The organism is Candidatus Villigracilis sp. (assembly GCF_057083605.1).
This window is the reverse complement of record NZ_JBXMTI010000139.1, coordinates 13,072-39,893: the sequence shown is the minus strand read 5'-3', so window position 1 is coordinate 39,893 and position 26,822 is coordinate 13,072. Positions and strand designations below refer to the sequence as shown.

General features: G+C 48.8%; 15 protein-coding genes. 7 read left to right on the top strand and 8 right to left on the bottom strand.

Going from position 1 to position 26,822, the window contains the following annotated elements; genetic code table 11:
* The 8 genes from AC14M5_RS20770 to rfbC form a co-directional block, all read right to left on the bottom strand.
* Positions 1-1,921 (bottom strand): trypsin-like serine protease (locus AC14M5_RS20770; RefSeq protein WP_484031628.1); only part of this gene is annotated, 1,921 nt, incomplete at its 3' end.
* Positions 1,922-2,062: 141 nt separating this feature from the next.
* Positions 2,063-3,787: a S8 family peptidase gene (locus AC14M5_RS20765; protein ID WP_484031627.1), complete on the bottom strand. Its 1,725-nt coding sequence runs from the start codon at positions 3,785-3,787 to the stop codon at positions 2,063-2,065.
* A gap of 12 nt (positions 3,788-3,799) precedes the next feature.
* The gene (gene rfbD, locus AC14M5_RS20760; protein WP_484031626.1) at positions 3,800-4,675 is read right to left on the bottom strand and encodes a dTDP-4-dehydrorhamnose reductase; all 876 of its coding nucleotides are present in this window, start codon (positions 4,673-4,675) and stop codon (positions 3,800-3,802) included.
* Positions 4,676-4,794: 119 nt separating this feature from the next.
* Positions 4,795-5,475 carry an ABC transporter ATP-binding protein gene (locus tag AC14M5_RS20755; protein ID WP_484031629.1) on the bottom strand — a complete coding sequence of 227 codons (681 nt, stop codon included), beginning with the start codon at positions 5,473-5,475 and terminating at the stop codon, positions 4,795-4,797.
* Between the two features lie 65 nt (positions 5,476-5,540).
* Positions 5,541-6,386, bottom strand: coding sequence for an ABC transporter permease (locus AC14M5_RS20750; protein ID WP_484031625.1), 846 nt, complete (start codon positions 6,384-6,386; stop codon positions 5,541-5,543).
* A 14-nt stretch (positions 6,387-6,400) separates the two neighbouring features.
* Positions 6,401-7,276: a glucose-1-phosphate thymidylyltransferase RfbA gene (gene rfbA / locus AC14M5_RS20745; RefSeq protein ID WP_484031624.1), complete on the bottom strand. Its 876-nt coding sequence runs from the start codon at positions 7,274-7,276 to the stop codon at positions 6,401-6,403.
* A 17-nt stretch (positions 7,277-7,293) separates the two neighbouring features.
* Complete coding sequence (gene rfbB, locus AC14M5_RS20740; protein ID WP_484031623.1) at positions 7,294-8,370, bottom strand: dTDP-glucose 4,6-dehydratase; 1,077 nt, start codon at positions 8,368-8,370, stop codon at positions 7,294-7,296.
* 23 nt (positions 8,371-8,393) lie between these two features.
* Positions 8,394-8,942: a dTDP-4-dehydrorhamnose 3,5-epimerase gene (gene rfbC / locus AC14M5_RS20735; protein ID WP_484031622.1), complete on the bottom strand. Its 549-nt coding sequence runs from the start codon at positions 8,940-8,942 to the stop codon at positions 8,394-8,396.
* A gap of 150 nt (positions 8,943-9,092) precedes the next feature.
* Here rfbC and AC14M5_RS20730 point away from each other — a divergent pair, with 150 nt between their 5' ends.
* The 7 genes from AC14M5_RS20730 to AC14M5_RS20700 all read left to right on the top strand — a co-directional run bounded on the left by AC14M5_RS20730 (position 9,093) and on the right by AC14M5_RS20700 (position 26,794).
* The gene (locus AC14M5_RS20730; RefSeq protein WP_484031621.1) at positions 9,093-10,334 is read left to right on the top strand and encodes a BaiN/RdsA family NAD(P)/FAD-dependent oxidoreductase; all 1,242 of its coding nucleotides are present in this window, start codon (positions 9,093-9,095) and stop codon (positions 10,332-10,334) included.
* A 205-nt stretch (positions 10,335-10,539) separates the two neighbouring features.
* On the top strand, positions 10,540-10,830 hold the full coding sequence (locus tag AC14M5_RS20725) for a virulence factor (RefSeq protein ID WP_484031620.1): 291 nt from the start codon (positions 10,540-10,542) through the stop codon (positions 10,828-10,830).
* A 5-nt stretch (positions 10,831-10,835) separates the two neighbouring features.
* Positions 10,836-13,010 (top strand): ASKHA domain-containing protein, encoded by a 2,175-nt coding sequence (locus AC14M5_RS20720; RefSeq protein ID WP_484031619.1) that lies wholly within the window; start codon positions 10,836-10,838, stop codon positions 13,008-13,010.
* Positions 13,011-13,084: 74 nt separating this feature from the next.
* Positions 13,085-13,969, top strand: a complete 885-nt coding sequence (locus AC14M5_RS20715; protein ID WP_484031618.1) for a homocysteine S-methyltransferase family protein — start codon at positions 13,085-13,087, stop codon at positions 13,967-13,969.
* A 100-nt stretch (positions 13,970-14,069) separates the two neighbouring features.
* A complete protein-coding gene (locus AC14M5_RS20710; RefSeq protein WP_484031617.1) occupies positions 14,070-15,473 on the top strand; it encodes a serine/threonine protein kinase in 1,404 nt (467 codons plus the stop codon).
* Positions 15,474-15,512: 39 nt separating this feature from the next.
* Positions 15,513-16,502, top strand: coding sequence for a uroporphyrinogen decarboxylase family protein (locus AC14M5_RS20705; RefSeq protein ID WP_484031616.1), 990 nt, complete (start codon positions 15,513-15,515; stop codon positions 16,500-16,502).
* A 146-nt stretch (positions 16,503-16,648) separates the two neighbouring features.
* Positions 16,649-26,794, top strand: coding sequence for a GAF domain-containing protein (locus tag AC14M5_RS20700; protein ID WP_484031615.1), 10,146 nt, complete (start codon positions 16,649-16,651; stop codon positions 26,792-26,794).
* The last annotated feature ends 28 nt before the right edge of the window (positions 26,795-26,822 follow it).

Genomic DNA, 26,822 nt, shown 5'->3' with positions numbered 1-26,822 from the left:
GGCCAGCTATGATCGGGATTCCATTGTTGCTGTCCGCCTTGACCGGACCGCTGTCCAGCCCGACATAGCTTGGACGATTGCTCGTCTGCGGTGGAATGGCATAATTACCTCTTAGAATCCCACCAATTGTAACATCCACAAGGGGCGTCTTACGCACCCTAAAGTATAGATTTCCTCCCGCCTGTGCCTCCACATCTGAATCAGTTTTTTCCAATGAATTACTGATCACACCATCACTGTTAATAAGGTTACTGTATTCAGCAACCTCAAAGTAATAAATGGAGCCTCCAGTCAGGCTGACTGCAAGCGCAGAGGATGAAAGACCGGAATAATCGTCATTACAATCTACTAGTGTGCCCCCTGGCATGGTACCCTCCCAGACTGCTATATAGGTATCATAATTTGAGCCAAAAGTATCGAGATATAAGTTGATATCCGCAATTGGTTCATATAAGTACCAGACCGAGGCCAGACCGGCATCCAGTTCATTCGGAGGAGGAAGATGGCAACCAAAACCATCCGGGTCAGTGGCATGGCGGGTGGTGCCACGCACATCCACTACCGCAGGGGTATAAGGAAGCACTTCGGCTGAAATATCGAGGGGGGTCAATACACTATCGAACGTGGGAGGGCCTACCGGCGCAGGATATACGTGAAAAGTCTCGGCGAGAACATTATTACTTTCATTTACTTCCGGCACACCAATTCCCGGCACAACACATGAGCTATCGACATAAACTGTAATTGTATGATCACCCTCGAGAAGGGTACCAGCTGGAATGGTGATCGTCCAATACTTCGGTATGCCGTTGTTCATCAAACCGGTGGAGCCGGCGTGATAATCTCTTTCATTATTATTACAAGTAGTGGCTGGTGGGATGTTCGCAGGAGTACCATCCACATAGAAATTGACCGTGAATGCGCCGGAGTCCACAAACCCTAAATTCTGTGTCTCTATTTCGATGGTTATGTCATCGTTCTCGTAGACATTCGGGTCAATAACGATGTTGGGAGGGTAAATATCAATGGCAGTCACTGCCAAGTCTACAGGAGCATTATCAGCTATCCAGTCATTGAAATTGGAGACGCGAGTATAGACACCGTAATTACCCGGGTCAGCGCAACCGTCCCCCCAGGAAACAATGCCCGCTAACTTCCATATGCCGCCGTTAGAAACAACTAGTGGTCCGCCCGAATCACCCGCGCACGAATCTTTACCGCCCGCCTCGTAACCTGCGCACAGCATATTGGAAGTAATTGCGCCATTATAGTGGCTGGCATTGTTGCAGAGTGAATTACTGATGATCGGAACATCCACTTCATAAAGTTGTGCTGGCCATGACGGACTGGATTCCGTGTAGCCCCAACCCGTGACCCATGAAGTTGTGCCCGCAAGATCGCCAAGTGCAGATGATGTTAGCGGTACCAAGTCGGTCTTTGTTTCGCCACTCCCGCCGATTGCGACAGCACTTGCCAATTGGAGCAGGGCAATATCAAAATCAAATGTGGAATTGTTATAACTCGGGTGAATAATGATCTGGGCAAGATCGCGCCGCTGGTATCCTGTCCCGGTTGAGAGGTTATAGATGCCGGCAACAACATCCACATCTGTGGGGGCAGCACCATACACACAATGCGCCGCAGTCAACACCCATTGCGGCGAAATCAATGAACCGCCGCAAAATTGATCGGCATAAATATTAGATGTCGTTCCAACCACTAAAGCGACTTGCCAGGGCCATTCCCCAGCAGTTGCCGGCGCACCGCCTACAATTTGGCCCGAGACATCATCGGTGGGGGTGGGTTCCTGCGCAGTAACTACATTTGTATTTGGCACGCTAAGCGCAGAAAATAATAAACCGAATAATAAAATTAATACAAAAATTTTGCGGGTATGAGAGGGGAATTTATTTTGATTCATGTTTCGTTCCTTAATTAAAAACCTTTATAGGCATTGATGGTTTTTTTAGGGTGAGATGTTTAAAATAATGGGGAGGAAATTCGTTTGTTTGAGTCAATATTACCACTAACCTAACTCAGGCAGTAGATGAACGCTTCCGAATTACATTACAATTTTGTTGTGGCTTTTTCTTTTATTGCTCTTGCCCCGCCAAAAGAGCCATATCCCCAAAAGGATCATCAAAAAAGCACAGCAGAAATAAGGCGAGAGGAAAATCTTCAACCTTTCGATTTTGTTTTCCCACAAGGGGATGATATCCAGCATGGAAGTTGGTGTAATTGTCGGCGTTAGTGTCGGTGTAGGAGTTGGGGTCTCTCTGAGCGGAGTAAATGTCTGGGTAGGGGTGGCAGGTGTCGGAGAAGGGGAAGGCGAGGCTGTCCTGGTTGGGAATGGCGATAAAAGGCTGGGGAAAAATCCAGGGAGGCTCAACGATCCCCCACCTCCGCCTGACGGCAACGCTAGCGTTAATGTTGCCGTTGCAGTAGGAGGCACAACCATCATGAGAGCCGCATCCATTTGGATCAACCCTGCGCCAGAATAAAGATCCCAGCCCGCGGGGCCAATATCCAAAGCGGTAGATTCAATAACGCCTCGAACGGAGTCGGCGCTGGTCACGTATCCAAAAAGAACGGCGGCCAAGCCACTCACATGCGGCGCAGACATCGATGTGCCGGTCTGAATCATATATCCGCCGGGCCACAAACTATAGATATTTTCGCCGGGAGCGGCAATATCCACTTCAGTACCGTAGTTTGAAAAACTGGCGGGCTGATTACTCATATTGCTCGCCCCTACTGCCATCACTTCGGGATAGCGTGCGGGGTAAAGCACAAAAGAGCTGCCGGTATTTCCGCTTGAAGCAGACATCAAAACATTATTATTGTAGGCATACGTAACTGCATTTTGCAATACCACTGAAGGTGCTACTCCTCCAAAGCTCATGTTGATAACATGAGCACCATTATCTACGGCCCACACAATACCCGCCGCAACATTGGAATAACTGCCGCCGCCTGACGAATTCAATACCTTCACTGGCATGACTCTTGCGCCCCATGAAACCCCTGCAATACCTGCGCCATTATTACTGGAAGCCGCGGCAATCCCTGCCACATGCGTGCCATGACCATAATCGTCCTGCGGCACAGAATCGTTATTCACAAAATCATAACCAGCCACCAGCTTGCTCACTAAATCTACATGCCCAAGGTCTGCACCGCTATCAAGAATCGCAATCGTAATGGAACTCGAGCCTGTTGAAAGGTCCCATCCTTGCGGTGCATGGATGGAAGTGAGCCCATACTGATTTACAAATCCGGGATCATTGGGGATTGTATCCGCCGCCTGCACCGGATAATCTGGCTCAACAACCAACACACCGCTAATGTTTTTTATTTGCTCCATCTTTTCTGCCAGGTTTTCAGACGGCACATCCATCATGAAAACCCCCAGCTTGGATAATTCCTCCATCTCAATTACATTGCCATGATCCTGCACTCTGTCCATTACCTTTAATATTTTGGCACCGGGCGATATTGTGACAAGGATTCTGGATGAAGAATCGGATGTGCCTGATTCTTGAACTTCAAGCGAGGGCTCCGCTTCACTCTCTGGGACAGTTGCCCCTGTTTCTATGACTTCCAGTGGCGCTGTTGGTGTGGATGTTTCCCCATCACTTGCCCCAACCTCTGTTACAGAAGGAGGCGGCTCCTGCGCATTCCCTGCATCCACCTGTATGAAGAGTGATGCAAAGATGAATGTCAGCAGCAAAAAATACACCCCCATCTGTTTTTGTATATTTTTATTCCGATTTGAATTGCAACTCATTTATCCTGCATTTTAACTCATTGCAAGTTGCAGGGTGGTTTTCCAGTCTGGTAATTTCAGGTTAAATACATTTTCAAATTTCGAACAATCCAATGCAGAGAAGAGCGGGCGTTCGGCCGGTAACGGAAATTCATCTGTTAATGCAGGGATGATTTCCATGACCATTTGTTCGTGCCGGTTCGGGTCAAATTCAAGGATAGCTCTGGCCCACTCAAAGCGGCTGGCAAATCCGCCGCCTGCCAGATGATACAGCCCTGCCCGTTCGCACAGATAATCATCACCACGCGCAAGGAGATGGGCAGTATTTTCGGCCAACATCCTCGCCCAGGTGGGGCTGCCTATTTGATCCGTCACCATTCTCAATTCAGGCTGCTCGCGCGACCACTCTAAAACCTTATTTACAAAACCGCCCTTCAAACGCAAACTATAAACCCAGCTGGTCCGAAAGATGAAATAAGATCCACCCACCGCCTGAATCGCTTGCTCCCCCACTAATTTAGAGAGTCCATACACACTGAGTGGTTTGGTCGTATCTTCTTCAGAATAAGGCGCACCCTTCCTGCCATCGAATACATAATCTGTTGAGTAGTGGATTAGGATCGAATTTAATTTTTTGGCCTCTTCAGCCAGGATACCAGGAGCAATGCCATTTATCTTGCGGGCACGATCTGGCTCTGCTTCAGCCTGATCCACTGCAGTGTAGGCTGCAGGGTTGATAATATAATCGGGTTTTATCTCGCGGATCAGGTTCACGAAGCTATCAGATTTTTCGAGATCCAACTCTCCGGTTGAAACAGCTATCACATCCCCCAGAGAAAGAAGAGTGCGGTTCAATTCCCAACCGAGTTGTCCATTCTTGGCAAGCAATAGTAATCTTGGATTAGTCATGACAAGAGAATTATCATCAGCTTGCGATTCTGAATTCCATTATGTTGTTGATCCTGAATTAGGAAGAACATCCCAGACAGCAAACGAGCCGCCCAAATTTGCTTTTCGTGAAGGAGTGTTTATGTACTAGCAAGTTTCTGCTCATATTGTGCAATTACACTATCGGGGTCGCCATCGGAGATCACGTTTCCATGGTCAAGCAGAATAACCCGATTGCACAGTCGGCGGATCTGATCGATGTTATGCGAAACCACGATCAAAATAGTAGATCGCTCGACCATGTACTGAATTCGTTGGGTGCTTTTTTCCACAAAATGTCCGTCGCCGGTGGCAAAAACTTCATCGATCATCAGGATCTCTGGCTCGGTCATGGTGGCAATTGAAAAAGCGAGCCTGCCATACATGCCGCTGGAATAGTACTTAACTGGCAGGTCAAGAAAATCCCCTAATTCGGAAAATTCCGCGATTTCGCTTTCCTTTTTCTTCATTTCTTTTGGGGAAAACCCAAGCAAGGCCCCATTCAGAAAAATATTTTTTCTGCCGGTTTGCTCAGGGTCGAATCCTGCTCCCAACTCCATTAGTGGGGTAATCCTGCCCATGATGGATATTTTTCCTTGATGTGGCTGGTAAATGCCCGATATCGTTTTCAGTAATGTTGATTTGCCCGCTCCGTTTAATCCTACGATGCCAACCCTGTCTCCAGGTTTTATTTTCAACGTGATTTCATGAAGGGCAAAAAAATCCCGGAAATCATTAAGCTTTTTATTACCTGTAAACCAATTAACCGCTGCATCTTTCATGGAGGGGTTGGGGTTATGGTAAATTCTAAATTTGACGGAAACCCGATCGAGTTGGATGAAAGCGCTCATAAACGGTATATCACATCCTTCTCGTTTTTTTGAAACACGATGATGCCCAGGGTCAAGCTCACGGCTGTCAACACAATGCAGATCAGCCATTCAAAAAAATTAGGAAATGCAGCTTCATAGATGATCAAATGAAACAATGTGATGAAATAATAAAACGGATTTAGCTTGATAAAGCCCAACAAACGATCTGATAACAAGGATATTGGATAGAGTATCGGTGTTAGATAGAATAAACCAAGCAATCCAATCTTTAAAATATGAGATAGATCGCGAAAGAAAATCGTCGCGATGCTGATCAACAATATCAGTCCAAACAAAAACATGGCCAACAATAATAAGGCAAACGGGAGCAGCAATAAGCTCCACCCCAATTTTGCTCCAAGAAAAAACGCCAGAAGAAACAAGCTGACTAGTGAAAGCAAGAAATTTATGGTTTCCACCGCCAATGTAATGATTGGAAAAATTATTTTCGGAACATACACCTTTTTCAGATAAGACTCTGCAATGATAATGCACATGGAGCCGTCCAGCAGACTGGATGTGACCAAGTTCCAGGGCAGCAGACCGCTAAAGAGATACAGACTGAATTGAGTAAATGGCATCTTGTATAGGGATGAAAAGACCACTGCCATAATCAACATTGTTAACAATGGGTTCAACAGACTCCACAGGAATCCGATCGACGAACGGCGATAACGGGAACTAAGGTTTGTGCCGATAAAATTGTAAATTGCATAACGATACACGAAGATTTCGCGAAGATTGTGCAAAAGAAGTTCAAACATGCTGCTGTTTTTTGAAGCATCGAAATGACTTACAAACTGCTTATCACTATTTGACATAGTTTTTCCTGAAATCATTTGGTGTTCTCTTCAACCAGGCGTAGAAGATAGGAAGCGTACCTATTGTTTCCCATATTCTCTGCCAGAAATCTCAATTGGTCATCATTAATAAATCCTTGATGGTAGGCAATTTCTTCCGGCGCGGAGATCATTAATCCCTGGCGGTCTTCCACTGCTTGCACAAAATTTGCGGCCTGGAGCAGTGATTCATGCGTACCGGCATCCAGCCAGGCAATCCCTCGCCCGAATGAAATGGCTTGTAGTTCCCCTTTTTCCAGGTATATGCGGTTCAAGTCTGTAATCTCAATCTCACCGCGTTTTGAGGGTTTGAGTGCCTGGGCAAATTCTACCACCCGCTCATCATAAAAGTATAAGCCCGGTACCGCATAATTCGATTGAGGGTGTTTTGGCTTTTCTTCCAGGCTAACGGCTTTCCCTTTTTCATCGAATTTCACCACGCCATATCTTTCCGGGTCCTGGACCGGGTAGGCAAAAATGATCGCACCTTTTGTCAAAGCGGATGCCTGATGCACCAATTCGTTCAATCCATGACCAAAAAAGATATTATCGCCAAGGATCAGGCAGACTCGTTCGCCGTTAATAAATTCCCTGCCCACCAGGAAAGCATCCGCCAAACCCCGCGGCTCGGCCTGCTCTGCATAAGAAAATTTGATACCCCAGGATGCACCATCACCAAGTAAGCGTTGAAAAGTAGGCAAATCTTCCGGAGTACTAATAACCAAAATATCTTTTATCCCCGCCATCATCAGCATGGATAAGGGGTAGTAGATCATAGGCTTGTTGTAAACAGGCAGCATTTGCTTGCTTGCTACTTTCGTTAAAGGATGCAAACGCGTTCCGCGTCCTCCCGCCAGAATAATACCTTTCATAAAACACCTGCTCCTGTCTACTTGCGAGATAAATAATTTTGATCTAACCAACCCTGATATTCATTTTTATTTCGAATCGTAGCAACCCAGTCAGGGTGGGATAGATACCAGTTGACCGTATCCACCAAGCCTTCCTTTAGCGAGTGCCGCGGCTTCCAGCCAAGCTCCTGACTGATTTTCCGAATATCCATGTCATATCGGCGGTCATGTCCTGGGCGGTCTTTAACGAATTCGATCAGGTTTGTATGAGGTACATTCTTGGAATTAGGCAATAATTCATCCAGGATCTCACAGATTGTTTCAACAATAGTTAGATTTGCAGGCTGGTTTTCACCGCCGATATTATAGGTTGAACTGGTTGTGCCCTTTGTCAACACTTGATAGATCGCGTCACAATGATCTTCAACATGCAACCAGTCACGGATCTGTTGTCCATCTCCATATATAGGGAGGCGTTTCCCTTCAATTGCATTCAATATGATCAATGGGATTAATTTTTCAGGGAACTGATATGGGCCGTAATTATTGGAGCAATTGGTAAGTGTATAAGGCAATCCATAAGTGCGACCAAATGCACGCACCAGATGATCTGCAGATGCTTTTGAAGCCGCATAAGGCGAGTTGGGAGCGTAAGGAGAAACCTCATTCCAGGCAGGTTCACCGGGCGCTAGGGATCCGAACACTTCGTCTGTAGAAACATGATGGAAACGCACATCCTTTACAGAGGACGCTGATTCTTGAAGCCATATCTTCTGCGCCGCCTGTAACAGGGTAAATGTTCCATTGATGTTGGTTTGAATGAACCGCCCCGGATCGAGGATGGAACGATCCACATGCGACTCAGCGGCAAAATGAACGACTGTATCAATTTGATGTTCGCGAAATAATTTTTCAATTAGTTCGCTGTCACAAATATCTCCCTGAACGAATGTATACCGGCGATCATCCGATATATCTTTTAAGTTATCCTCGCTACCTGCATAGGTAAGCGCATCTATATTGACAATATGCGCATCAGGCTTGACGCGCAACAGGTAATGGATAAAATTTGATCCGATAAATCCTGCGCCGCCTGTGACTAATATATTTTTCATTATTTACTGATCCATTCTATGAATTATTCAAACAATTCAGCACTTACCAGGGATTGTCCCGCCGCATCTTTTGCAGATACAGATGGCTGGAATTTATCTAACAGAGGCCAATCAATTCCAATTTGTGAGTCGTTCCAGATAATAGTGCGTTCCCATTCCGGCGCATAATAATCTGTGGTTTTGTAGGTTACCTCAGCCCACTCGCTCAGAACGCAAAAGCCGTGTGCAAACCCCGCAGGAACCCACAATTGAAGTTTATTTTCGCTGGAAAGATTAACGCCCACCCATTGCCCAAACGTCGGGGACGAGCGGCGGATATCAACAGCCACATCAAATATCTCTCCTGAAATAGCCCGCACCAGTTTACCTTGTGCCTGGCGAATCTGATAATGCAATCCGCGCAATACACCCTTTTGTGAACCTGAATGATTATCCTGAACAAAGTTTACGTTGATTCCAGATTGGGAAAAATGGTCTTCACGATAGGTTTCAAAAAAGAATCCTCTCTCATCTTCAAAAACTTTGGGGTGAACAAGAATTATATCGGGAAGATGGGTAGGGGAAAATTTCATTATTTGCCAATTACTCCTGTAAGTTGTGGTTTGATTTTTATTTTACACGAAAACGAACCAAAGCATCGTCAGATTTGCAGCCGCATGGAAGATAAGCCCTTGTGAGCCAAAATAGTACATAAAGGTTTAGCAGGTATACTCAGGCAACTTATGACAAACTATATCACCACCAAATGGGATGTTATCGTCGCGGGCGGAGGGCCTGCGGGCTTTTTCGCTGCAATCCGCTGTGCAGAATTGAACCCGAAACTGCGCGTCTTAATTATTGAAAAATCCACACAGACACTGGGCAAGGTGCTCATCTCCGGTGGGGGGCGGTGCAACGTGACCCATGCCTGTTTTGACCCTGCGCAACTCATCACCTATTATCCGCGCGGCGGCATGGCTTTGCGTGGCGCGTTCACACGCTTCCAACCTTTGGATACAGTCAAGTGGTTTGAAACACATGGCGTGAAGCTAAAAACCGAATCAGACAACCGCATGTTTCCCATTACCGATTCAGCGGAAACCATCGCAAACATCCTGCGCGAGTCGGCAAATAAGGCTGGGGTGAAGGTGCATGTTAGCGCAACTCTGCTAAAGGTGGAAAAAAGTCCAAGGGGTGGATTCAGGCTCGAGGTCAGGAAAGATGCGGAAGTTCTTCCTCTCCAAACAAAAAAATTACTCATCGCCACCGGCAGTGATTCCAAAACGCGTGAGATTATCAAATCGCTTGGGCATTCGATTGAAGAGCCAGTGCCTTCATTATTTACATTCAACGTGAAAGATAAACGGATTGATGGACTGGCGGGCGTAGCAGTTGAGAACGTGACCGTGAAAATGGATTCGATCACACAACAAGGCCCCATGCTCATCACTCACTGGGGATTGAGCGGCCCCGCCGTGCTGAGGCTTTCCGCCTGGGGCGCGCGAATTTTATTCGACAAAAAATACCGCTCCACCTTAACTGTCAACTGGCTCGGCGACTACAAGTTGGATACCACCCTGGAAGTTTTACAGCGGAATAAGAGCTGGCCCGAAAGCGCCCGCAAAAAGATCGCAACGCAACCTGCCTTCTCACAAATTCCTATTCGTCTGTGGAAGCAGTTGACGGAATTCATCGGCGATAAGAACTGGGGTGATATTACAAAAGTTGAGTTGCGAAAACTTGCGGAGGAATTAACCGCGGGGCAATTTGAGATCACAGGCAAGGGACAATTCAAGGAAGAGTTCGTAACTTGTGGAGGCGTGAACCTGAATGAAGTGGATTTCAAAACCATGCAAAGCCGCATTGTTGAGGATCTCTTCTTCGCTGGTGAAGTGTTGGATATTGACGGTCTCACAGGTGGGTTTAATTTTCAATCATCGTGGACAACAGGCTGGCTGGCAGGAAATGCAATATCTTCGTCTTGAGCGGGGCGACGAGCGTATTCCGAGGAGTGTAGTCGAAGGACAGATTCCATGTAATATCTTCAAATCATGCACACTTCGACTGCGTTCGGATGAAGTACACATCCTCACTCCGCTCAGCGAGGAGTAACTTCTCCATTGACCCACAGCCATTCATCCCGTAAAATCCCCTAACAAAATTATATATAATTTTACAAGGATACACGCAATGACAAAATACCGAATTATGTACTGGAAGCACATCCCCCAATCTTTTACTGTTGAAGGCGATGGGCGCACGATCAAAAAACAACTTTCAGAAAAAATACAAAACAAAATTGACGCCTATGCCATGGCTGTGGGTGCAACATCTACCACGGATTATGCAAAGGAATACAAACGTGGCGAATGGATCGAACGCGAGGGTACTCCCGAAGAAGTTGCAGATGCGCTTCTCGTTGAATTGGAAGCTGAGTTCGCACTAATAGAAATTCCTCGTCGAGAAAGCGTTTCCCAGTAACAAAGATGGACGGTGGACCACAGACCATGGTCAATCGCCCGTTGTCAATTGTCAATCTTATGACTCAAAAACATACCATCATCCTGCAACCCTCTGGCAGCCGCGGGCAAGTGGACGAAGGCCAGTCCATTCGTTCAGCCGCGCGTGACCTTGGTGTGGAGATCGAATCCATTTGTGCCGAGAATGCTACCTGCGGCAAGTGCATGGTTTTAGTAGAAGAGGGCCGTTTCGAGAAATACAACATCGACTCTAAACGCGAGAACCTCTCCCCCGTTTCAACGGAGGAAGCTGCTTACTTCTCACGCAGACCAAAACTACTTAAGGACAAAGGCTGGGAAGTAGGGCAAGTGCGGCTCTCCTGTCAGTGCAAGATTCGCGGAGATGTGCTGGTCAATGTCCCTGAGGAAAGTCGCGGTAATAAGCAGATTGTCCGCAAGAGCGCAAGTAGCCGCGCAATCGAAGTGAGACCTGCAATTCGAAAATATTTGGTGACGATGTCACCACCCAATTTAGAACGTCCCATTGCCGATTGGGAACGCCTCGCAAAGGGACTCGAGATTTCGATGGGTCTGGTTCGTCGTGGCGAAGAAAACCTGCCTCGCTGGTTTGATTTGAATATCGATTATCAATGCCTGCGGACTTTATCTGCCACATTACGTGAATCAAAATGGAATGTGACCGTGTCCGTCTGGCAGGATAAGGAAGTCATTGAAGTTCAGGCTGGGTATGTGGAAGACAGCTATGGCGCGGCTGTGGATATTGGTTCAACAACGGTTGCTTTGTATCTCTGTAATTTGAGAACTGGGGAATTGCTGGCCGCCGAATCAGAGATGAACCCGCAGATCGTGTATGGCGAAGATGTCATGTCTCGTATTCAGTATGCGATTGAAAACCCAGATGGGTTGGAAAAATTACATAAAGCAATAATCAGCACGTTGAATAAATTATTGAAGCAAGCCGTTAAGACAGCTAACATGTCGCTGCGAGCGATTAACGCGAAGCAGTTCCCTGATGAAGAGGGCGAGATTGCTTCGGGCAAAGAACGCCCTCGCAACGACTTAAGAGTTGAGGATATTCTTGAAATAGTACTAGTGGGCAATTCCACGATGCACCATATCTTGTTGAATCTTCATCCAAAGGATTTGGGGCTAGCGCCATTCGTACCGACCATTCACAAATCAATGGACATCAAAGCGCGTGAACTTGGAATACAGATCAATCCGTCGGGCAATATCCACGTGCTGCCCACTATTGCATCCTTCGTTGGTGCGGATACCAGCGCCATGATCGTGGCGGAAGAACCTCACAAGCAGGATGAAAATTGGCTGTTGATCGATGTTGGCACAAATGCTGAATTGATCCTCGGAAATCGCAAACGATTGGTATGTACCTCCACCCCGACGGGCCCTGCGCTTGAAGGCGCGCACGTTGAATATGGAATGCGCGCCGCGCCTGGCGCTATGGAACGCATCCAAATTGATGAGAATACACTAGAGCCAAAATATAAAGTCATCGGTGTAGATGGTTGGAATACGGATCATGCTGAGTTCAAGGGCAAGGTCAAAGGGATCTGTGGCTCCGCCATCATCGACGGAGTGGCAGAATTATTCCGAGCGGGGATTGTGGATTCTCGGGGCAAGTTCAAGCAAGGGCTGGAGTCGAAGCGGATTCGAAAGGGAGAAAGCGGCTGGGAGTATGTGATCGCCTGGGCAGAGGAAACATCTATCGGGCGCGACATCCCAATGACCCAACAGGATGTGAGACAGATTCAATTGGCAAAAGCCGCACTCTTCACAGCGGCACGTACATTATTAAAACGTAGTGGTTTGGAATCACCTGATAAAATCATTCTCGCTGGCGGTTTTGGAAGTTATATCGACAAAGAAAAAGCGATGCTCATTGGCTTGATCCCCGATTGTGAGTTGGATAATGTATATGCAGTCGGGAACGCGGCGGGCGACGGCGCACGCATTGCATTGCTGAATGTTGAAAAGCGAAATGAAATTGATTCGGTGACACGCAAAGTTGAAAGATTTGAATTACCCACCGATCCTGAATTCCAAAACCAGTTTATGTTGGCGACGAGCTTCCCACATATGAGCGAGCCGTTCCCGCATATCGCGCATTTGATTCCCAACCGAGTTGCGGATCCGATGGCGAAGAATTTTATGTCAAAATAATTTTTGTAGGGGCACAGCGAGACGATTAATCATTTAAACTCTCAGTGATTTCGCTGTGCCCCTACGGAGGATCTATGAACAAATTTTTGGAGCGTTTGAACGGCGGGGAGATTCTCGTTGCAGATGGGGCAACGGGTTCAAATTTGCAGAAAATGGGTCTCAAACCTGGCAAGCCGCCGGAGGATCTCATTATCGATGACCCCGATACCATTTTGAAACTTGCAAGTTCATTTGCCGAAGCAGGCTCAGATATTATTTTGACATGCACTTTTGGCGGCACACGCATGAGGATGAAGGATTCAAAATATCTGGATCGGACTCCAGAGGTGAACATGCGCGCGGCAGAGATCGCACGAAAAGCCGCTTCTTTATATAACGGAGGCTTGGTTGCTGGTTCTATGGGCCCTGTCGGCGCTTTGATTAAACCCTACGGCCCGTTGGAAGCAGATGATGTGAAAGCTACATTTGCAGAACAAGCCAAGTCGTTGGCCGAGGGCGGCGTGGACTTGTTGTTGATCGAGACAATGTTTTCATTCGAGGAAACTAACGCCGCGTTTGAAGGCGCGCGCTTTGTGACCGACCTCCCCATCGTGGTCTCATTCAGCTATGACCGCGGCACTCGCACCATGATGGGCGTGAAGCCCAAAGATGTGATGAAGCGATACACCGAAATGGGCGCAACACTTGTCGGCGCAAACTGTGGCACGACGCTTGAGAATATGGAAGCCGTTGTTAAAGAATATGCGGCAACTGTGCCGAATTTCCCGTTGTGGGTTAAGCCAAACGCTGGCGTCCCTCACATGGACATTGAAACAGAACAGGGCGTCTATGACATGGGCCCCGAGGACATGGCAACTTATGCAAAGAAGTATGTTGAGTTAGGAGCGAAGGTGGTGGGTGGCTGCTGCGGGAATACACCTGAACATATTGCAGCGATTGTAAAGGCAGTAAAAAATTGATCATTAATCAGCTTGCAGGGTAGCGTTTCTTTTTCGTTTCGTGCTACACTCTTAACAACAAAATCGGTATGCAGGTTTTGGGCTAGTAAGCAAACATCTTATGGAAAATCTCACTGGCAAACAGCTTGGTCCTTATCAGATCGTTGCGCCCTTAGGGGAAGGAGGAATGGCGGCTGTATACAAAGCTTATCAACCCGCCACGGATCGGTATGTTGCGCTCAAGATCCTGCCACGACATTTTGCCAGTGATCCAGAGTTCATAAGACGTTTCAAACAGGAAGCAAAGGTTCTCGCCAAACTTCAGCATCCACATATTCTGCCAGTGTTTGATTTTGGCGAAGCCGATGGTTACACCTATATTGTGATGCCGTTCATTGAAGGCGGCACACTTGTCAATCTCATGCAAGGCAAACCGCTGCCGTTGGCACAAATCCGCAGGGTGATTTCGCAAGTAGGGGACGCGCTCGACTATGCCCACCAACACGGTTTGATCCACCGTGACGTGAAGCCCAGAAATATATTAATTGACGAGCGCGAAAATTGTATGCTGATGGATTTTGGCCTGGCGAAGATCATCGAGGGTTCTATCCAGGTGACCACATCCGGCGCGATCATGGGTACGCCAGTGTATATGTCTCCCGAACAGGGGCTTGGGGAAAAACTGGATGCGCGCACCGACATTTACTCATTGGGGGTGATCTTGTACGAGATGGCAGTTGGACGCGTTCCATATAAGGCTGAAACACCCATGGCTGTCATCATCAAACACATCCATGACCCCTTACCTTTGCCTCGGACACTTAATGGAAATCTATCGGAAGTCGTCGAACGCGTAATTCTGAAATCGCTTGCAAAAAGACCTGAGGATCGGTTCGCGACAGCTGGCGAATTGGTTCAAGCGCTTCAAGCCGCAATTCCAGAATCCTCTTCCGCTACACTTGCCGCGGCGATTCCGAAATCAGAGAACGTAAAGAAAGCGATTACAACGATCTCACTTCCCTTATGGCAGCCGGTTCTCCTGACTGCATGTGGCTTTGCCCTCGCCGTCCTTATAGGTTTAATCTTTGGATCATTTCTGCATCCGTCTATTGGAATTGTGCTGGCGGGTTCAGTCGCTGGTTTGGGCATTGGACTGGCGTGGAGGCGAATCGAGCCTTCTGTTTCACGCAGGCAGATATTGACCCTCGCGGGTGTTTGGTTCATCTCTACAGTGATCTCGTTGTTCTTCGGACCTCTCTATTTCATTATGGGAGGAATTGCCGGGTGGCTCAGCGGCTTGATATTGAAGAAGACTCAGCCAGCATTGACGGGGAAGCAAATCGCAATCATGGCTGTGGGTTGGAGTCTAAGTTTGCTGATCGGTGGCGGCCTGTTTGTCATTGCTACTTCAACATTCAACGAATTAATTGCCGCAATTTTAGCCATCCTTGCCATTATGCTTGGCGGAGCCATTGGGGGTTGGATAATGTTTGCCCAATATACCCATGCGCATCCCAAAAACTAAAGTGTATTCCAATGTATTGTTGATCGTCGAGACCCCCTCATGACTCAACGTGAAAAAATTTTAGATTTATTATCTGGTAAAAAAAATGACACAGGGCCAACATTCAGCGGGTTGATCCATGTTGCAGCTGAGGGATTGGAAAGTGAAGGGCTGGTCTTTCACGAAGTCCATAAGGATGCGGGGAAGATGGCGAAGGCGGCGGCGAGCACCTTTCGGCTGACGGGAATGTCATCGGCCACATTGCCCTTGGATCTTTGCGCGCCTGCCGAAGCATTGGGCGCAGAGTTGAATTTTTATGAGGGCGGGGAGTTCCAGTTTCCACAGGTGATGAAGGCGTTAGTTGAAAAAACAGAAGGGATTAGAGAACCAGAGATTAGAGATTGGATGAAGGGAAGGCTGCCGATAATTTGCGAAGCAATCGATTTGACAAAAAGTGATATTGGTAAAGATGTGGTGATTTCAGGGATGATACCGGGTCCGTACACTTTGCTTTTGTATCTTTGCAACCCAAAGAATCTATTTATTGAAATGAAGAAAGAGCCGCAAGTTGTTATCGATGCCCTCTCTCATCTTTCTTCTTTTCTCTCTCAAATCGGTCAAGCCTATCGAAACGCAGGCGCAGACTTTATTACCATCCACGAGATGGGCGGATCACCGGGGTTTATTGGGCCTGCAAAGTTCGAGCAATTTGTTTTGCCAGCTTTGAAAGTGCTGCATGAAAATTTACCAAGTCCACGTGTGTTATCGGTGTGCGGGAATACAAATACATCCATGCATATGCTGGCTCAAACTGGGGCGAATGCGATCTCGGTAGACCAGACGAATGATCTCGCGGCCTCGCGCGCCCTGCTAAAAGACAAGCTGTTGTTTGGGAATATCGATCCCGTAGGGACGCTGTGGCGGGGAGATAAGGTTCAAGTCGGTGAGGCAGTTGCCAGGGCGAAAGAGGCGGGGGTGGATGCGGTTTGGCCTGGCTGTGATCTGGTTCCGCAAACTCCAATTCAAAACATAAAGTCATTGATCGGCTAAGAAGATTTTTCATTACGGTGTTGCATGTGGCGAACCTCTCCGAAATGGATAGGTCTTTTTATTCCCACCACATTCGTCCTATTGACGGTAGTTTACGTGGGCTGTATCATACATCCATCGTAACCAGAGGATAGAGGAGTGCGGGTATGGCAAAAAAGTCATCATCCACCAGTAAAGCTGTTAAGCAGGGGAAACAGAAGCTGCCAGCCTTGAAAAAGCCGATTAAGGTGCAGCAGGCGAAGGTGCGTAAAGAAGCGAGGGGCGAATCTCAACGCGTTACAACAACAAAATCTGATCAACTTGATATGAAACGCCAGTTGAAAATTCAGAAGGCGCTATATGAGATTGCGGATGCCGCCAGCGCTGTGAAGGACATGGGGGCGTTTTACAAGAAACTACATAAGATCGTGGGGAAGTTGATGTATGCGGAGAATTTCTTTATTGCACTCTATGACAATCAAACTGATTTGATTACCTGGCCCTATCATGCAGATGAAAAAGACACTGGCGAAACGATATGGAAACCACGCCTATCACAGGGTGATAAAGGTGTCACGTCGTATGTGATTCGTACGGGCAAAACGCTGTATTCCAGGCGCGATGCCCCGCAGGCTTTTGAATCCAAAACCGTTGAACTCATCGGCGCCAGGGCGGAAGATGGAATCATTGTTCCACTCAAATCGGGCAAGGCAATTCTAGGCGCGGTCTGTATCCAAAGTTACACCAAAGGGATTGGCTATTCAGAACAAGACGTTGATGTGCTGACTTTCGTTGCCCAGCATATTGCCACCGCGTTGACGCGCGCCCGCGCGCTCGAGGCCGAACGCCAGCGCATTGCCGAGTTGCAGATCATCAACTCTATTCAACAGGGACTCGCCGCTGAGCTGGACTTCCAAGCCATTGTCGATCTGGTCGGCGATAAGTTGAGTGAGGTGTTCAACACTCCTGATCTTGGCATCTCCTGGTATGACGAAAAAGCGAACCTCCTTCACTATCTTTACTCTTATGAACATGGGGAGCGGCTCGTTCTTCCATCCCAACCGCCTACTTCTGGTGGAATGTTTGAGTCAATGGTCAAGACGCGTCAGCCTATTATCTTCAATTCCGTTGCTGATTATGCAAAACTGAACGCAACAGCCCTACCCGGTACTGATCAGGGAAAATCTTACATCGCCGTTCCCATCATTAGCAGCGACCACGTGCTTGGCATGATTGGTATCGAAAACTATGAACGTGAGAATGCCTTTGGTGAATCCGAAACCCGTTTGTTGACCACTATTGCAGCATCGTTAGGAACCGCCCTTGAGAACGCGCGCCTCTTCGATGAGACCCAGCGGCTTTTCAGAGCCGAGCAGGAACGCGTCGCTGAACTGGCGGTCATTAACAGCGTGCAATCAGCGCTTGCATCCAAGTTGGATTATCAAGGCGTAATTCAAGCGGTCGGAGACAAGTTGCGTCAGATCTTTCCGAATGAAGGCGTTGTCGGTATTGGCATTGTTGACCGTGAACACAATTTAACCCGCATCCCCTATATGTTCGATAAAGATGAAGGGAAAGTGTATTCAGGGGAATTCCCTTTGGATCAAGGGCTCGCGGCGATTGTTAACCGAACAGGAAAGACACTCCTAATTAATAATGACCTGGAACGTCGCAGTCAGGAACTTGGCGCTGTATCCATTGGCGATGGCGAAAGCCAGATGAAATCGTATCTATGCGTTCCAATTCTTGTCGGAGGTGAGGTAATTGGCGGAATTAACCTCCAAAATTCAGAGCGCGAAAATGCTTATGGGGAATCGGATGTTCGATTATTGGAAACTCTCGCCAATAGTATGAGCGTGGCGCTCGAAAACGCGCGGCTCTTCGATGAAACTCAACGCCTCTTCAAAGCGGAACAAGAACGAGTCGCCGAATTGCAGATCATCAACTCCATTCAGCAGGGACTCGCTTCGAAACTGGATTTCCCATCCATTATTAATCTCGTAGGTGAACGAGTCCGCGCGACCACTAAAGCCGAAAGTGTATTTATTGCGCTATACGATAAATCGTCGGAAATGATTTCGTGGCCCTACTGGGTTTTGGATGGCAAGCGAATCGAAAATCCCAATGAACCATTTGGAGAGAGGCAGAGTATCACCCGCCGCATTCTGTTGGCAACGAAGCCGCTAAATCTCGGCACAGAGCAGGAAATCCTTGCACATGATGCAATCCCACCGGAAGGATACTCGGTTGGCAAATCGTTTTTGGGCGTGCCATTCAGCGTTGGAAATGCGATGATCGGTGCGCTTAGCATCCATGCTGTGGAAAAAGAGTATGCCTTCGGCGACTCGGATGTACGACTCCTCCAAACACTCGCCAACAGCATGAGCGTTGCCCTCGAAAACGCGCGTCTCTTTGATGAGACTCAACGTCTGCTCAAAGAGACCGAACAGCGCGCCGCCGAACTCGCTATCATCAACAGTGTGCAGGAAGGGCTGGCATCCAAGTTGGAGATCCAAGCCATCTATAACTTGCTGGGAGATAAGATCCGTGAAGTGTTTGATGCGCAGGTTGTGACGATCGCCACATTCGATCAAGACAGGAAATTAAGTATTTTAAATTATGGGATCGAGAAAGGAAGACCTTTTTTCAATGATCCCTATCCATTATCAGCAGGACATCTCCATCTGATCCGTACACGAGCCCCAATCTTTATCAATCAAAATTGGGAACAAATTATGCGTGAGTTGGGTTTCTTCATCACCATCGTACCGGGTACAGAAGCGCCAAAATCCCATGTGATTGTGCCCTTGATCGTGGAACAAACGGTCAAAGGATCCGTGAGTCTTCAAAATGTCGATCGCGAGAATGCCTTTAGTGAATCGGATGTGCGCCTGCTTCAAACCCTCGCCAACTCCATGAGCGTTGCCCTCGAAAATGCGCGCCTCTTCGACGAGACTCAACGTCTGCTCAAGATCACCGAAGAACGCAACGCCGAATTAGCCATAATCAATGCGGTGCAACGCGCCCTCGCCGCCGAGTTGGACCTTCGCGGCATATACGATGCGGTTGGCGAAAAACTGCGCGAGATATTCGATGCGCAAACGATCTCCATTTATTCCGCCAGCTTCAAAAAGCGAATGACCACGGTCGAGTACAACTTTGAAAAGGGGCAGAAATTCGAATCGCTCACCGTCCCCTTCAACTCACTGCACGAATATCTGATCGGGTTGGATGAACCCTTCGTCCACAATGGTAATTTCCCGCAATATGCCTCCCAATACCAGGATTACAAAGTGCCCGCAGGTGAAATCCCCCTTTCGGTTATGACTACAACCGTCTACAGAAATAAGGATGCGGATATTTGGGTCGGCGTTTCCATTCAGGATATGGATGGGCTACGGACATTCAGCGAATCTGATGTCCGTTTGTTGGAGACAGTCGCTGGCGCGATGAGCGTGGCGCTTCAAAATGCGCAATCCTTCAAAGCGGAGCAGGAACGTGTTGCAGAACTTGCCATCATTAACAGCGTGCAGCAGGGTCTTGCATCAAAGCTTGATTACCAAGCTATTATCGAATTAGTTGGCAGCAAACTCCGCGAAATCTTCGATGCACAATCTATCAACATTGCCAAATATGATGCGACAACAGACTTATTTTCTCCACTTTATGCAGCGGAACGAGGAGTCCGCATAACCTATGCACCCATACACCCGGGGCCTTTTTTCAGGCGGATCATCGATACGCGCGCAGCACTAATTTTCAAAACACGTGCGGAATACGAAGCCGTTGACTCCATCACTGTTCCAGGCACGGAGGTAACAATCTCAGGTATCTATGTTCCGCTGCTACAGGGCAGGGAATTCCTGGGAATAGTCGCCTTGGAAAACTCCGAACGCGAAAATGCCTTCACCGATGCCGACCTGCGCCTGCTCGAGACTCTGGTCAACTCGATGAGCGTTGCCCTCGAAAACGCACGTCTCTTCGATGAGACCCAACGTCTGCTCAAAGAGACCGAGGAACGCAACGCAGAACTGGCCGTGATCAACAGCGTGCAACAGGGTTTGGCTTCAAAACTTGAGTTCCAGTCCATCATTGATCTGATCGGCGACAAGGTTATGAAAATTTTTAACGCGCAAGCCACCTTGATCTCGTTGTACGATTCTTCGAGAAGTGAGATCGATCATCGTTATCTGATCGAGCGCGGCGAACGCATTTACTTTGAGAGAGCTGTGCCCATCGACAAATTCCGTCAGCGAGTGGTTGAGACCCGCCAACCGTGGTTGATCAATCACGGTTATCTGCAGCTTGTCACAGACCTCGGGGAAGAACCTGTATTGGAAGGCGAGGAGCCCAAATCCCTGCTCTTCGTGCCCATGATCGTTGGGGATGAAGTGACAGGCATCATCAGCCTGCAAAACCTAGATACGGAAAATGCCTTTACCGATTCCGATGTGCGTTTGCTCTCGACCATTGCGGCCAGCATGAGCGTGGCGCTTGAAAATGCCCGTCTCTTTGAAGAGACCCAGCGTCTGCTTAAAGAGACCGAACAGCGGGCACAGGAACTTGCCATCATCAATAGTGTGGGCGAGGCTATGTCGCAACAGTTGGATATGCAGACCATCACCCGCACAGTCGGCGATAAGGTCACGGAGATTTTCAAGGCGGATGCCTCCTCCATTCTGATGCTGGATAACACATCGAACATGATCGTGCCCGTATTCGAATGGGATGAGGGCAAGTATTTGGAAAACGTCGAACCCTTCCCATTGGGTACCGGGCTTACATCGCGTGTGATCAAGTCTCGCCAGCATTTGGTGCTTGGCACCGCAGAAGAGGCCACCGCATTCGGGGCTTATTATCCGCCCGAAGCAGTTGAAGTGAATCCAACGATCACACAATCTTATTTGGGTGTTCCCATTATCGTGGGTGAAAATGTGATCGGCGTGGTTTCAGTTCACACATATACAAAACACGCCTACAACCAGGATAGTGTGCGCCTGTTAGCCACACTTGCCAACAATATGGGCGTGGCGCTCGAAAACGCCCGTCTCTTCAACGAAGTTCAGAAGAGCAACCGCGAGACTACCGAGGCATTGGAACGGCAGACCGCCACGAGCGAAATTCTGCGTGTGATGGCCAGCTCACCCACAGATATCAAACCTGTGCTTGATGCTGTTGCGCAGAATGCCGCGCGGCTATGTGAAGCCAATGATGTGCAAATCTATAGCGTGGATGGAAATACTCTGCGCCAGGTGACTCACGTTGGGCCCCTGCCTGCTCTAAAGGATGGAGAGTCCTTACCGCTTATACCGGGACTGGTAACTGGCCGGGCGGTGCTGGAGCGCAGGGTGATCCATATTGAAGACATGAAGAACCTTTCCAAATCTGAGTATTCGGAGAGTGTTGAACTTCAGAAGCGGCTCGGGCACCGGACGGCTCTCGTCACGCCCATGCTGCGTGAGGGGGAGGCCATCGGAGCCATTGTAGTGCGCCGTAACGAGGTATCTCCATTCTCAGAGAAGCAGATCACGCTGCTTTCAACTTTTGCAAACCAGGCGGCGATTGCCATTGAAAACGTCCGCTTGTTTAACGAGACCATGCGCCTGCTCAAAGAGACTGAATCACGTAACGCAGAGCTTGCCATTCTCAACAGTGTGGGTGAAGCCCTCACCAGAACCCTCGATGTACACACCGTAACCTATAACGTGGGCGATAAGGTCCGTGAAATCTTCAATGCCGAGATCGCGGATATTCTGCTCTATGATCCAAAAACAAACCTGGTCCACTTAACTTATAGTTATTCTGAAAGATATTTTGAAAATGAACCGCCCTGGGAATTGGGCGAAGGGCTCACATCCAAAATCATTCTTACCCGCCAGCCGCTCCTGTTGAACTCAGCACAGGAAATGGATGAGCACGGTGCAGCTTCTTACGTCACCTCGCCTGTTGACGATCAAGATGTACACTCCTATCTGGGTGTGCCGATCATGGTAGGTGACCGGGTGCTAGGTGCGGTGGATGTGCAAAGTTACAGGCCCAATGCCTTCAATGAAGATAATTTACGCCTTTTGCAAACTCTTTCCACCAACATGGGTGTGGCTATTGAAAACGCACGCCTCTTCGATGAAACCCAGCGCCTGCTTAAGGAAACGGAACAGCGCGCGCAGGAACTCTCCGCCATCAGCACAGTGAGTCAGGCTTTAGTGGCAGAAACAGACCTCGATAACATGATCCAGCTCATCGGGAGTCAGATGCGGGAGATCTTCAAGGCGGATATCGTCTACGTGGCATTGCTCGATCCGCAGACGAATCTGATCCACTTTCCCTATCAATTCGGCGAAGAGATGGTTCCACGCAAAATTGGCGAAGGATTGACCAGCAGGATTATCGAGTCCAGTGAACCCTTGCTGATCAACAAGAATATCGAAGAACGCCGAAGGGAATTAGGCACAAAGCTCATAGGCAAGGAGGCTCTTTCTTATCTTGGCGTGCCAATTAAATCGGGCAAAGATACCATCGGTGTGTTGAGCGTGCAAAGCACAACGGCGGAAGGGGTCTTCAATGACGATGACCTGCGCCTGCTGACAACCATTGCCGCCAATGCCGGCTCTGCCATTAATACGGCGCAACTGCATTCCGAAACTCAACGCCGCGCGCGTGAGATGGCCACATTAGCAGAAATCGGAAACGACATCGCCGCTTCACGTGAGCTGGAACCCGTGCTCGAACGAATCGCCGCTCACGCCAAGGATATTTTACGCGTGCGCGATATTGCCATTTATCTGCGTGATGGTGATTTATTCAGCGCTCCCGTAGCGCTTGGCACCTTTACAGACGAGATCAAAGCCACGCCTATCATGCTGGGGAAGGGCATTACTGGAAATATCGCGCAGACTGGTATGGCTGAATTTGTGAATCATCCGCAACGTGACCCGCGCCGCATTCACATCCCAGGGACACCTGAAGAGGATGAAGAGGAAGAGAGCTTGATGTCTGCACCGCTGATCTCACGCGGTCATATCATCGGTTTGATTACTACTTGGCGGCCCTGGGCAGATGGACACTTCACACAATCTGATCTTGATTTCCTAGTAAGCGTTGCACGTCAGACTGCTATCGCGATTGAAAGCGCCAGACTCTATCTTGAAACACAAAGGCGCGCGCGTGAAATGTCTGCGCTGGTGGAGGTGGGACGTGATATCTCAGCCAGCCTGGACGCCGAAACCGTATTGGAAGGCATTGCCACCCACGCGAAAGATTTATTGGGTGGCGATTTGAGCGCGCTCTTCCTCCCCGAAGGCGATGGAAATACATTCCGCGCCATCGCTGCTGTGGGAGAGGAAGCGGAGGAACTTCGCAACGACATCGTCAGGTCAGGCGAGGGTTTGCTGGGTTACATTGCAAAAACAAAAGTCGGCGAGATCGTGAACGATTCCAACGCCGACCCGCGCACCATCTTGATTCAAGGAACCGAAGAAATTTCCAATGAACATCTTATCGCTGTGCCCTTGCTTGCCAACGATGAACTCAAGGGCCTGATGGCTGTCTGGAGACATGGGAAGGGAAACGAATTCATCGAGCCTGAATTGGAGTTTCTGAACGGTCTTTCGCGTCAGGCGGTGATCGCAGTGCAAAATGCGCAATTGTTTGCCGAGACCGAGAGGCGCGCTACCGAACTCTCCATTATCAACAGTGTCGGGCAGACCCTTACAGAAGAGATCGACCTGCAGACCATGATTACTCGTGTGGGCGATAAGCTGCGACAATCGTTGAATGTTGAGAATATAGGGATCGGCATCTACGAGGAGCAGAGTAATGTCTTACATGCCCCATATGCATTTTCGCATGGCAAGCAGATCAGCGTAGGGCCCTCGCCATTGAATCCTTTCAACTTACGTGCCGCGAAAATGGGGCGGGCACTGGTCTTAAACCAAAATGTGGCATCGCATTGGGATAAGATAGGCTCGAACCTGACAGTTGGAGATGAAATTCCAAAATCATTTATTATGATGCCCATGCTGGCAGGCAAGGAATTAGTGGGCGGTATCACTGTTCAGGATTTTGAAAATGAGAATGCTTATTCTGATTCGTTTATACGCCTGATCGAAACCATTGCGGCCAACATGGGCACAGCCGTTCAAAATGCCCGCCTCTTTAGCGAGACTCAACGTCTGCTCAAGGAGACTGAACAACGCGCCGCTGAATTACAAATCATCAATAGCGTGCAAGACGGACTGGCGTCCAAGCTCGATGTGCAGGCGATCTACGATCTGGTCGGCGACAAGATACGCGACATCTTCCACGCGCAGGGAACCGCCATCTATCTCTTCGACCATGAAACAGAAATGCAGGATACCCCCTACTGTTTTTTGAAAAAACGCTTCCCAATTGACACCCATGGTTTCACCGACGTGGCAAAAATAATGATCGACAGCCCTCAACCTATAATTTATCGCAACCTTGAAGAATACCGCGCTCTCGGCGGTAAGGTACTTGAGAACGAGGAAGAATACAAATCAGGCATGTATGTGCCGTTGATGGTCGGCAGGGAAATCAAAGGCATGATTGGCATCGCCAACCTTGACCGTGAGAATGCCTACGATGAATCGGACTTGCGCTTATTGACAACTCTCGCCAACTCGATGAGCGTCGCGCTTGAAAATGCGCGCCTCTTCGATGAGACTCAGCGCCTCTTTAAAGAAGCACAGGAAGCGCGCGCCGCAGCCGAACAAGCCAACGAGGCCAAGAGTTCCTTCCTTGCCACCATGAGTCACGAGATCCGCACGCCGATGAATGCTGTTATCGGAATGAGTGGATTGCTGATGGACACCGAGTTAAACAAAGAACAGCACGACTATGCCGAAACCATCCGCAATTCGGGCGATGCTCTACTGGCGATCATCAACGACATCTTGGACTTCAGCAAGATCGAAGCGGGCAAGATGGATGTGGAGCATCAGCCCTTCGATTTGCGCGAATGCCTCGAATCCGCATTGGACCTGACGGCCGGCCGCGCCATCGAAAAAGGACTCGATATCGCCTACATCATGGATGACGATGTGCCCGCAGGCATCATAGGTGATGTAACGCGCCTACGTCAGATTCTGATCAACTTGCTTAGCAATGCCATCAAATTCACCGAGAGGGGAGAGGTGGTACTTACAGTCAAGAAAGGTAGCAACGACTTCAGTCGTTCAAAGAGTAAAGCGACTGAAGTCGCTACTACGTTGACATTCTCCGTCCGCGACACCGGCATCGGCATTTCAGAGAGTCATATGTCGCGTCTCTTCCAATCGTTCTCACAGGCTGATTCATCCACCACCCGCAGATTTGGCGGCACAGGGTTGGGGCTTGCCATCAGCAAACGCTTAGTCGAAATGATGGGGGGCGAAATGCACGCCGAAAGCGAAGGCATTGGCAAGGGGTCAAAGTTTATCTTCACCATCCAAGCCGAGCCTGCAAAAGTTACCGAGCGCAAAACAGCGCGCGATATCAAAGGCATACAATCCATACTGCATAACAAACGCGTGCTCATTGTGGACGATAACGCCACCAATCGCCGCATCCTCAAACTTCAAACCGAAAAATGGGGCGTGACTTCGCGCGAAGCGGAATTTCCGCGTGAAGCCCTGCAATGGATTCAGGATGGCGAGCCCTTCGACCTCATCATCACCGACATGCACATGCCCGAACTCGACGGCCTGATGCTCACACGCGAGATCCGCAAATTGCGGGATGATAAGTCCCTGCCCATCATCCTTTTGACCTCTCTTGGCAGGCGTGAACTCGGTGCGGATGAATTGAACTTCTCTGCATATCTGACCAAACCGCTAAAACCCTCGGCTCTTTACGACACCCTGGCTGGTCTCTTCTCGAGCAGCCTTGTCACCCCCAAGCCTCAACCAACTACGAAACCCGTCATGGATGCGGACATGGCAAAGCATCATCCCTTGCGCATCCTGCTGGCCGAAGATAACGCCGTGAATCAAAAACTTGCCTTGCGCATCCTTGAGCAAATGGGCTACCGTGCCGACGTTGCATCAAACGGCATTGAGGCGATAGAATCCATCGAACGGCAAAAATATGATGTTATATTAATGGACGTCCAAATGCCCGAGATGGACGGGCTGGATGCCACCAGAAACATCCGCAAGTTGACGAAGGTCACACAGCCTCATGTCATCGCCATGACCGCCAACGCCATGGAAGGTGACCGTGAAATGTGCATCGCGGCAGGCATGAACGATTACGTCAGCAAGCCGATCAGGGTCAACGAATTGGTGGAAGCGTTGATGAAGGTGGAGAGGAAATAATCTCTGGATTGCGGGAGCTTGCTCCCGC

Coding starts and splice junctions, on each gene's coding strand:
- AC14M5_RS20765 (WP_484031627.1), bottom strand. CDS start 3,787: ATGAGTTGCAATTCAAATCGGAATAAAAATATACAAAAACAGATGGGG.
- rfbD (WP_484031626.1), bottom strand. CDS start 4,675: ATGACTAATCCAAGATTACTATTGCTTGCCAAGAATGGACAACTCGGT.
- AC14M5_RS20755 (WP_484031629.1), bottom strand. CDS start 5,475: ATGAAAGATGCAGCGGTTAATTGGTTTACAGGTAATAAAAAGCTTAAT.
- AC14M5_RS20750 (WP_484031625.1), bottom strand. CDS start 6,386: ATGTCAAATAGTGATAAGCAGTTTGTAAGTCATTTCGATGCTTCAAAA.
- rfbA (WP_484031624.1), bottom strand. CDS start 7,276: ATGAAAGGTATTATTCTGGCGGGAGGACGCGGAACGCGTTTGCATCCT.
- rfbB (WP_484031623.1), bottom strand. CDS start 8,370: ATGAAAAATATATTAGTCACAGGCGGCGCAGGATTTATCGGATCAAAT.
- rfbC (WP_484031622.1), bottom strand. CDS start 8,942: ATGAAATTTTCCCCTACCCATCTTCCCGATATAATTCTTGTTCACCCC.
- AC14M5_RS20730 (WP_484031621.1), top strand. CDS start 9,093: ATGACAAACTATATCACCACCAAATGGGATGTTATCGTCGCGGGCGGA.
- AC14M5_RS20725 (WP_484031620.1), top strand. CDS start 10,540: ATGACAAAATACCGAATTATGTACTGGAAGCACATCCCCCAATCTTTT.
- AC14M5_RS20720 (WP_484031619.1), top strand. CDS start 10,836: ATGGACGGTGGACCACAGACCATGGTCAATCGCCCGTTGTCAATTGTC.
- AC14M5_RS20715 (WP_484031618.1), top strand. CDS start 13,085: ATGAACAAATTTTTGGAGCGTTTGAACGGCGGGGAGATTCTCGTTGCA.
- AC14M5_RS20710 (WP_484031617.1), top strand. CDS start 14,070: ATGGAAAATCTCACTGGCAAACAGCTTGGTCCTTATCAGATCGTTGCG.
- AC14M5_RS20705 (WP_484031616.1), top strand. CDS start 15,513: ATGACTCAACGTGAAAAAATTTTAGATTTATTATCTGGTAAAAAAAAT.
- AC14M5_RS20700 (WP_484031615.1), top strand. CDS start 16,649: ATGGCAAAAAAGTCATCATCCACCAGTAAAGCTGTTAAGCAGGGGAAA.